Origin of the sequence: Myxococcus vastator, assembly GCF_010894475.1 — a bacterium.
Taxonomy (GTDB): domain Bacteria; phylum Myxococcota; class Myxococcia; order Myxococcales; family Myxococcaceae; genus Myxococcus; species Myxococcus vastator.
Genome location: NZ_JAAIYB010000353.1, coordinates 1 through 9,011 on the forward strand (window position 1 = coordinate 1; position 9,011 = coordinate 9,011).

Consider the following 9,011-nt stretch of genomic DNA (forward strand, 5'->3'; position numbering starts at 1 on the left):
CCCCTGGTGCGGCTGGGGGACGCGGTGGTGGGCCGGCCGCTGCTGCCGGGCAACCGCGTCACCGTGCTGGAGTCCCGCCGGGACGCCTACCCCGCCATGCTGGAGGCGATTGACGCGGCGCGTACGACGCTGTCGCTGTGCAGCTACATCTTCGACAATGACGTGGCGGGCCGGCGCTTCGTGGAGGCGCTGGGCGCGGCGGTGAAGCGGGGCGTGGAGGTGCGGGTGTTGGTGGACGCGGTGGGCTCGCGCTACACGTGGCCGCCCATCCTGGGCCGGCTGCGGCGCGCGGGCGTCCGCGCCGCGCGCTTCCTGCCGTCGCTGATGCCCTACCGGCTGCCCTTCGCCAACCTGCGCAACCACCGCAAGCTGCTGGTGGTGGACGGGCGCGTGGGCTTCACGGGCGGCATGAACATCCGCAAGGCCTTCTGGCCCGGCGAGCACGCCGCGGTGGACCTGCACTTCCGCGTCGAAGGCCCCCTGGTGGGCCAGCTCCAGGAGACCTTCGCGGAGGACTGGGCCTTCACCACGCGCGAGCGGCTGACGGGCGAGGCCTGGTTCCCGCCGCTCACCGAAGCGGGCACCGTGCTCGCGCGGGGCATCGCGGACGGCCCGGACGAGGACCTGGAGACGCTGCGCACGGTGCTGCTGGGGGCCCTGGCCACGGCGCGGACATCGGTGCGCATCATCACGCCCTACTTCCTCCCGGACACGGTCCTCATCACCGCGCTGAGCGTGGCGGCGCTGCGCGGCGTCCAGGTGGACATCCTCCTCCCCCAGAAGGGCAACCTCCCGGTGGTCCAGTGGGCCACCTGGGCGCAGCTGTGGCAGGTGCTGCGGCCGGGCTGCCGCATCTTCCTCACCGCCCCGCCCTTCGACCACACGAAGCTGATGGTGGTGGACGGCGTGTGGTCGCTCATCGGCTCGGCCAACTGGGACCCGCGCTCGCTGCGGCTCAACTTCGAGTTCGACGTGGAGTGCTACGACGCCGCCCTGGCCACGCAGTTGGAGGGCGTGGTGGCCGCGCGGCTGCGCGACGCGCGGCCCCTCACGTTGGCGCAGGTGGACGCGCGCGCCCTGCCCATCCGCCTGCGGGATGGGCTGGCGCGGCTGCTGTCGCCGTACCTTTAGAGCAGGGCGCGGCGGACGCGCCGATGCGCGAGCAAGCCTTTGATTCGCCGTGAATGGTAGGCTTTGCGGCTGATGCGTTGCCTTCATCCATTCTGGATTGCGCTGTTCGCTGTGTCCTGGCTGGGCTGCGCCACCGTCATCAAGCCCCCCGTGCAAGAGGCATGGGATGCGGCGGAGGTAGAGTGCGACGCCTCCCGGGAAGACCGGTGCGTCGCCCTCCTGTGCCTGGATGACGCCTGTGGCTTCTACCGCTGCGAGGACGTGCCCGGAGGTGTCAAGCTGGCGCGCTTCCCTCCCTCGCGCCCACCTGCGGCTGCCGCGGCGCCTGGCAGCGGCCCTCGGAGGAATTGGGGCGGAGCGCAGAAGCTTCCCCCTGGCGCCACCATGACGTTCCCCAACTGGAACGGCGCCCCTGCGAAGGTCATCCCACCTTCACGTCGGCTCACGACTGGACGGTGGGAAAAGCACCATATCTTCCCCCAGTCGCGAGATTTGGCGGAGTGGTTCGAGGCTCGGGGTGTCAAAATCCACGACTACACCATGCCCATTCCGCTTCACGTTCACAGACGAATTCACGACGGCAACGGGCGTGGTGGCGCATGGAATGAGGCCTGGCGCGAGTTCAAGGCGAAGAACCAGAACGCCCCGCCATCGGAAATCTACAGGTTCGCGGGGGAGTTGATTCACCGCTTCGACCTCGTCGGCGGCCCAATCCAGCCCTACTATTCCCGCCCCGGAGCGTGAGGTCTTCCGACTGATGAGCCGGTTCTTCTGGTTGCACGAGACCAAGGCGCCAACGGCTGGCTTCGACGCCACCCACAAATGGCGCTTGCCCGGCGTGCGGTGCCACACGTGCGGTGCCACCTGGTCAAGCGCGGGGCACCAGTATCCCGCTGTGGACCTGTCGCAGTTGCCGGAGCGCCGCGAGTTCGAAAAGGCCCGACCCGAGCCGTTCCCCGAGTTCGAGCGCCTACGGGAACTGGTGCGCCCCCTGGCACCGCCCCATGCCGAGTTGCCGCCCGGCACACACTTCGGTCCCCTGGTGGGCCCCGCCTCCGGGAAGTTCGGCCCGTTCACGTCCCTGGGCGACGTGCTTTGGGTGGTTCGCCAGGATGCGCTGGAGCGCCTCCAGGCGGAGGGGGTGAGCGGCTTGTTGGGCTGCAGAACAGAGCTGCGGTTCCGACAGAAGGACCCGCCAGCGCTGCTGGAGCTCCAAATTGAGCCGCACGGCCGACTGCACCGGGACTGTCTTCCGCCGGAGGTTCCGCCACCGTGCGCAACCTGTGGCTGGGTGTATTTCCGGCTGCCAGATGAACCCATTCTGGATGCGGCATCCCTGCCCCCGGCCCTGGACCTGTTCCGGGTGAGTGACTACTCAACGGTGATTGTGGGTACCGAGCGGTTCATGAATGCCGTGCGCCGCCTGGAACTGGACGGCATCACGTTCCGCGAGCTGCAGACGCGCTAGCTGAGCCGCGCCCCGCAGCTCGCGCACCCTCAACTAGAGCAGGGCGCGGCGGACGCGCCAGAAGGTCTCCTTGGCGGCGCGGAAGCCCCGTGAGTCCTGGGGCAGCAAGGTGCGCAGCAGCTCCGCGGACTGCGTCTGCAGGGGCCGCACGCAATGCGTCTCCACCTGGGCGCGCAGGAAGCCCAGCGGGTCGCGCCTGCGGTAGTCCGCGAAGTAGGTCCGCAGCTCGTTGCGCGTGCGCGCCTGCCCGTTGTCCGCGTACTTGGCCACGTAGGGACTGAAGTCCGGGTAGAGCCGCCCCGCGCCGAAGTCGCCGTGCAGCGTCGTCTTCATGAAGTTGCCGATGAGCAGGTCGTCGAAGACCTGATAGCGCACGGCCGTCATCAGCGAGCCACGCGGCACCTCGAAGGTGATGCCCCGGTGGAAGCGGCGCTTCTGGAACGCGACGACGTGCTCCCTGCCGCCCACGCGGAAGCGCAGGAAGTCGAGCGTGCGCCCCAGGTGCTCCACGCCAAGGAAATAGGTGGTGAGCGTCTTCACCTCGCCCGCGTCCAGCGGCTCGCTCCAGTCGTCCCCGAAGGCCTTGGGGTCCATCGGACGCAGGACGCGCTCCGGAGGCTGGATGCGCTCCGTCTGACCGCGGATGAAGTCGTGGCGGATGAACGCGGGCAGCAGCGAGCAGGTGCGCGACTCGAAGCCCCGGCCGTAGTCCTCCAGCCGGGTGGTGTACTCGGAGGCCCAGCGGCTGTCGGCCCGCTGGTACTTGTGCATGGAGCTGAAGGGGATGAAGTAGCGCGCCCCGTAGAACTCCGCCTGCCGGGCAATGGTCCGCCCCACGGGCGTCTTCGCCGCGGCGTGGGGCGCGATGCGATGCCCGTCCTCGGTGAAGAAGTTCATCATGTCCGCGTCGCCATACCCGGACAGCGCCAGGAGGTACGACTCCTGATACCCGCTGACCACCTTGCGCACGAAGCGGCCGGCCCCGCGGTCCCCCGCGTCGTTGAGGTTGACCAGCAGCCGCCCGTCCATGTCCACCAGCAGGACGGCGTCCTGATTCACGTCCGGCAGGCACATGACGCGGATGCGCGGTGACAGCTGCGTCCACACCCGGTCCACCAGCACGTGCACATTGAAGCCCTGCTCGCGCAGGTCATCGCGCATGCGGTTGCCGAAGTGGTTGGGCACCAGCAGCGTGCGCGCGCGCAGCACGTCCAGCGACTCCATGCTCAGGTGGTCCGGGTGGCCATGGGACAGCCACACGTAGGGACAGGCCTGGATGGCCGCGCGCTGCGCCGCCGGAATCTCATGCGACAGCGTCCAGCTACCGAAGTACGCGCTGCCGTCCGTCCACGGGTCGGTCACCAGCACCGGACCGTGGTCGTGGCAGATGAGCGTGGCGTTTCCAATCGTCTCGAAGCCCAGGTCCATCGCGTACCCCCTCTTCATCCTGCGTCCGCTCGCAAGTCCGCCGGTTTGGTCGGACCAACGTGGCGATGGGCGGACGCCGCCTGCACTGCCCGCCAGCGCGGTGAAGAAGATTCGTTGCCTGGACGCACGCTCCCCGTTCCTGCGGGCGTGTGGACGCGGCCCCTTGCGCCCCGCCCCGCGGACTTGCCCTGGCATCCGCGTGGCGCGAGGGGGGAAGCGCCCTTCCCTTCGTGGGAAGGACGCCGCCTCATGCGCGGGCTTCCGGGCTCAGCTCCTGCGCGCCACCAGGGAAAGAATCTGCGCGCCGTAGCGCTCCGTGAGGGAGGGCCCCACCCCGTGGATGGCCATCAGCTCCGAGCCATTCTCCGGACAGGCCGACGCAATGGCCTCCAGCACCCGGTCGGTGAGGATGCGGAAGGCGGGCACGCGCCGCTTGCGAGCCTCCGCGAGCCGCCAGGCCTTCAAGGCCTCCACCATCTTCGGAGAAGGCTCGGCCGCGGCGCGGCGGCTCCGGCCCGACGTGGAGGAGGCGCTCGGAGCCTCCGCGCTCCGAGACGCACGCGGCGCCCTGGCGGTGCGCACCGGGGGAGCGTTCGCGCGCCAGTGCGCCGGCGAATCCTCCTCACGGGCTTCAGCGGCCGTGCGCCGCGTCGCGGCCCCGCCATGGGCGCGGACCGTGCGCTTCTTGCCCGAGGACCGCTTCGCGGTGCCCGTCTCCGCGCCCTGGCGCCGCTTGCGCTTCGCGGCCTTCTCCAACGGCATGGGCAGGAGCACCTGCTGGGGGTCCACCGCGCGCGCGCGCCGGCCCGCGTCCGTCAGCGCCAGACGCTGGAACGAGATGACCTGCCCGTCCTTGTCGAACGAGTCCACCGTCAGGCGCGTCAGCCCGGCGCGCACCAGTCCGCCCACCAGTCGCTCGAAGTCACGCCGTGGCAGGGCCTCTCCGAACAGCTCACGGTGGAGCCGTCCGGTGGCCTGTCCGTCCCGCTCCTGGAGCGACTCCAGGATGCGCTCCAGCCCGTGCCGCTCCGCGGACGTCGGCTCGGCGAAGCGCAGCGTGGCGCAGGCCTCCGGCGCGCAGACGTCGCACAGGCCACACGGCTCGCCCGAATCCTGGGTGTCACCGAAGTGCCCCACGAGCTGCTTCATGCGGCAGCCATGGGCCTCCGCGTAGCGCCCCATCTGCTCCAGGTGCAGCAGCTTGCGCTCACGCTGCGCGGAGTACGCCGCGGACCAGTTCGGCCGCCCGCGCATCACCGTCTCGTCGGGCGTCATGACGACGCCGCCGTGAATCCAGAGCTGCTCCAGCGCCTTGTCGAAGACCTCGGGGTCGCCTCGCACGCGGCCCTGGAGCACGGCCTTGGGTTCGAGCTGCGGCGCCGTGGACTGGAACAACCGCTCCAGCACGTACGCCTCCGGGTAGTCCCGCCGGTGGAAGAACTCGTGCGTGCGGCGGTCGATGTACGAGTGCAGCAGCACCGCGCGCGACGGCTTTCCATCACGGCCCGCGCGGCCCAGCTCCTGGTAGTAGCCCTCCAGGCTGGCGGGGAGCGCCGCGTGGATGACGGTGCGCACGTCTGGCTTGTCGATGCCCATGCCAAACGCCGTGGTGGCCACGATGACCTCCAGCGAGCCCCGGAGGAACTCGGCCTGCACCCTGTCCCTCTCCGAGGGCTGGAGGCCCGCGTGGTACGCGGCGGCGGTGAACTCGCCCGCGAGCAGGTCAGCGAACTGCTCGGCGTGCTTGCGCGTGGCCGCGTAGACAATCGCGGGCCGGTTCTCCTCGTCCTGGAGAAGGGCCTGGATGGCGTCGCCGCGCGCGCTGGGATTCAGCTCACGCACCTCGATGGCGATGTTGGTGCGGCGGAAGCCGTGAATGAAGGTGCGCGCCTTGCCCCCGGGGCCGTGCAGGCCGAGCTGCTGGACGATGTCCCGCTGCACGTCCGGCGTGGCGGTGGCGGTGAGGGCCACGACGGGCGCGGGGCGCAGCAGGGGCAGGCGGGCGCCTAGGAGCCGGTAGTCCGGGCGGAAGTCGTGTCCCCACTGGGAGATGCAGTGGGCCTCGTCCACCGCGATGAGCGCGGGCGTGCGGCGCGCCAGGAACTCCACGAAGCCCGGGACGCCGAGCCGCTCGGGTGCGATGAACAGGAAGTCGAGCCGGTCCTCCAGGTAGTCCGCGCACACCTGCCGCGACATGGCCCTGTCTCTCCCGGAGTGGATGCGGTCCGCCGCGAAGCCGAGCGACTGGAGCCGCGCCACCTGGTCCTCCATCAGCGCGATGAGCGGACTCACCACCAGCGTGGTGCCCGCGCGCGCCAGGCCGGGCAACTGGTAGCAGAGGGACTTGCCCGCGCCCGTGGGCATCACGAGCAGCAGGTCCTCTCCCGCGGTGGCCGCGCGGCACACCGCCTCCTGGTACGGCCGGAAGTCCGAGAAGCCGAACGCCTCCTTCAGCAGCGGACGCAGCGCCTCGGGCGCCGTTGGCGCGCGCCGCATGCGCTCCGGCCGCTGCCCGGTGGACGCGGCAGACACCGTGGTCCTCGCACGGTTCACTGGAGCACGGGCGGCGCCAGCGTCCCCCCAGGCCCCGGCGTTCGAGCCCGCGCCGTCCGCTCGCGGAAGGCGTGAGGCCGGTCCGCCGCCCGGTGACATGGCGGAGGACGGTGGCTCGTCATGAGGCTCCGAGCGACCCACGGAGCCCGAGGTCCTGCTCCGCCGCGTCCCGAAGAGCGGCTCCGGAGCCTCCGCGAACGCCCCCTGCCGGCCACCTCCCGACACAGCATCCGCATGGCGCTCGGCGGAGGGCTCCCCGAACCCAGCACGTCCGCCCGGGCCACGTGCTCCCACGCCAGACGAACCTCCCTCGCTCGCCACCTGCGCCGCGCCGCCCTGCCCCCAGCCCGCGCCAGGTGGCGCCCCCACGACCTCGTCGCGCAGAGGCCGTTGCGGCGCGGTGGCGCCATGGCCCACCACCTCGATGACATACGCCTCGATGCCGCGAATGAACGCATCGAGCTGGCCCTCACCGCGCTCGATGCGCTGGAGCCACGCTTCCCACTGGCCCGTCATGGCCGGCGTCTTCACATCCGGGTGCACCACCTGGATGAGATGGATGCCCTTCTCCGTGGCCTCCATCACCTTGCCCCGGCGGCGCAGGTACTCGCGGTCCAGCAGCACCTCGATGATGGCCGCGCGGGTGGCGGGGGTCCCCAGGCCCGTCTCGCGCATCGCGTCCGCGAGCTCCTTCTCATCCAGCGCCCGCCCCGCCGACTCCATGGCCGTCAGCAGCGTCGCATCCGTGAAGCGCGGGGGCGGACGCGTGCGCTTCTTCACCGCCTCCACGTCCTCCACGGACTGCGGCTGCGCGCGCGCCAGGCCCGACGGCAGCGTCTGGGGCTCGTCGTCCGGCTCCCGCTCCCCGTCCTCGCCCTTGCGCCCCTCCGACTTCAGCCGCGGCGCCTTCTGCCCGCCGCCAATGTCCAGCACCTTCCAGCCCACCCGCTCCACCTGGGTGCCCGTGCTCTGGAAGCGGTCCACCACCGGCGGCGCCCCTGGCGGCGTCACCGCGGTGATGACCGTGGTGACCCGCCAGACGTGGTCCTCGTGCCACGCCTGGAGCAGACGCCGGCACACCAGGTCATAGACGCGCTGCTCATCCGGAGACAGCCGCACCCCGCCCGGCGACGTGGGCGTGGGGATGATGGCGTGGTGGTCCGTCACCTTCGCGTCATCCACGTAGCGCTTGCCCAGCGCCCGAGCCCCCGTGCCGACGGCCAGGTCCTCCTCATAGGGCGCGCGGATGGCGTTCACCACCTCCGGCAGCGTGTCCGCCACGGTGCGCGACAGGTGCCGGCTGGCGGTGCGCGGATAGCTCAACAGCTTGTGCTTCTCGTAGAGCGCCTGCGCCACCTCCAGCGTGCGCTGCGCGCTGAAGCCATGGAGCCGGTTGGCGTGCCGCTGCAGCTCCGTCAAATCGTAGAGGAGCGGAGGCGCCATCTTCTTCTCCTCCGACTCCAGCGATTCGATGACGGCCCGGCCGGAGCGCACGCGGTCGATGACGGCCTGCGCCTCCACCCCGTTCGCCTCCAGCCGCCGCGCCTCGCGCACGCCCTCGAAGCCGGGGGGCGCCACGGGCTTGCCATCCGGCCCCGAGCGGAACCACGTGCCCTGGTACAGCGCGTCCGGCGCAACGCCCTTCGCCCTGGGCGCGAAGGTGGCCACGACCTCCAGGTAGTCACGCGGCACGAAGTCGCGGATGGCCAGCTCCCGCTCCACCACCATGGCCAGCGTGGGCGTCTGCACCCGGCCCACGCTCAGCATCTCTCCATGCCCCCCGTGCGCCAGCGTGTACAGGCGCGACAGGTTCATCCCCACCAGCCAGTCCGCCCGGCTGCGCCCCATGGCCGCGGCAGCCAGCGCTTCGTATTCACGGCCGTCCGCGAGCCGACGGAAGCCGTCCTGGATGGCCCGCTCCGTCAGCGACGACACCCACAGCCGCTGGACCGGCTTGCGGCACTTCGCCGCGTCGTAGATGTACCGGAAGATGAGCTCGCCCTCGCGCCCCGCGTCCGTGGCGCACACCACCGAGGACACCTCCGGCGCGTTGAGCACCTGCTTCACCACCTCGAACTGGCTGCGCGTCTCCTTGGAGACGACCAGCGGCCAGTCCGCCGGGAGCATGGGCAGCAGCGCGCGGCTCCACTTCTTCCAGTCCGCGCGAATCTCATGGGGCTGCGCCAGCCCCACCAGGTGCCCAATGGCCCACGTCACCACGTAGCCGTTGCCGCGCAGCCAGCCCTCACCGCGCTCGTTCGCCCCCAGCACCCGCGCGATGTCGCGCGCCACGGAGGGCTTCTCCGCCAGCACGGCCACCAGGGAGGAGCGACCGGGGGACGCCTTCACACCACCGCCGTCCCTGCCTCCGCGCCTGTCCTCCCGGGGCGTCTCGCCCATCTCTTCCCACCTCATGTGCCCTGTCCCCTCC

5 protein-coding genes are annotated in these 9,011 nt (G+C 71.0%); 3 read left to right on the plus strand and 2 right to left on the minus strand.

The genetic code is table 11. From position 1 onward, the window contains the following. The 3 genes from G4D87_RS27780 to sitI6 all read left to right on the plus strand — a co-directional run. On the plus strand, positions 1-1,131 hold a 1,131-nt coding region (locus G4D87_RS27780; RefSeq protein ID WP_163785655.1), incomplete at its 5' end, for a phospholipase D-like domain-containing protein. 72 nt (positions 1,132-1,203) lie between these two features. After that, positions 1,204-1,875, plus strand: a complete 672-nt coding sequence (gene sitA6, locus G4D87_RS27785; protein ID WP_163785657.1) for a SitA6 family polymorphic toxin lipoprotein — start codon at positions 1,204-1,206, stop codon at positions 1,873-1,875. Between the two features lie 13 nt (positions 1,876-1,888). Then, positions 1,889-2,599, plus strand: coding sequence for a SitI6 family double-CXXCG motif immunity protein (gene sitI6, locus G4D87_RS27790; RefSeq protein WP_163785659.1), 711 nt, complete (start codon positions 1,889-1,891; stop codon positions 2,597-2,599). Between the two features lie 33 nt (positions 2,600-2,632). Here sitI6 and G4D87_RS27795 read toward each other — a convergent pair whose 3' ends face one another. Beyond that, the gene (locus G4D87_RS27795; protein ID WP_240358662.1) at positions 2,633-4,045 is read right to left on the minus strand and encodes an MBL fold metallo-hydrolase; all 1,413 of its coding nucleotides are present in this window, start codon (positions 4,043-4,045) and stop codon (positions 2,633-2,635) included. Positions 4,046-4,294: 249 nt separating this feature from the next. After that, positions 4,295-8,995, minus strand: a complete 4,701-nt coding sequence (locus G4D87_RS27800) for a DNA topoisomerase 3 (protein ID WP_240358663.1) — start codon at positions 8,993-8,995, stop codon at positions 4,295-4,297. Positions 8,996-9,011 lie beyond the last annotated feature (16 nt).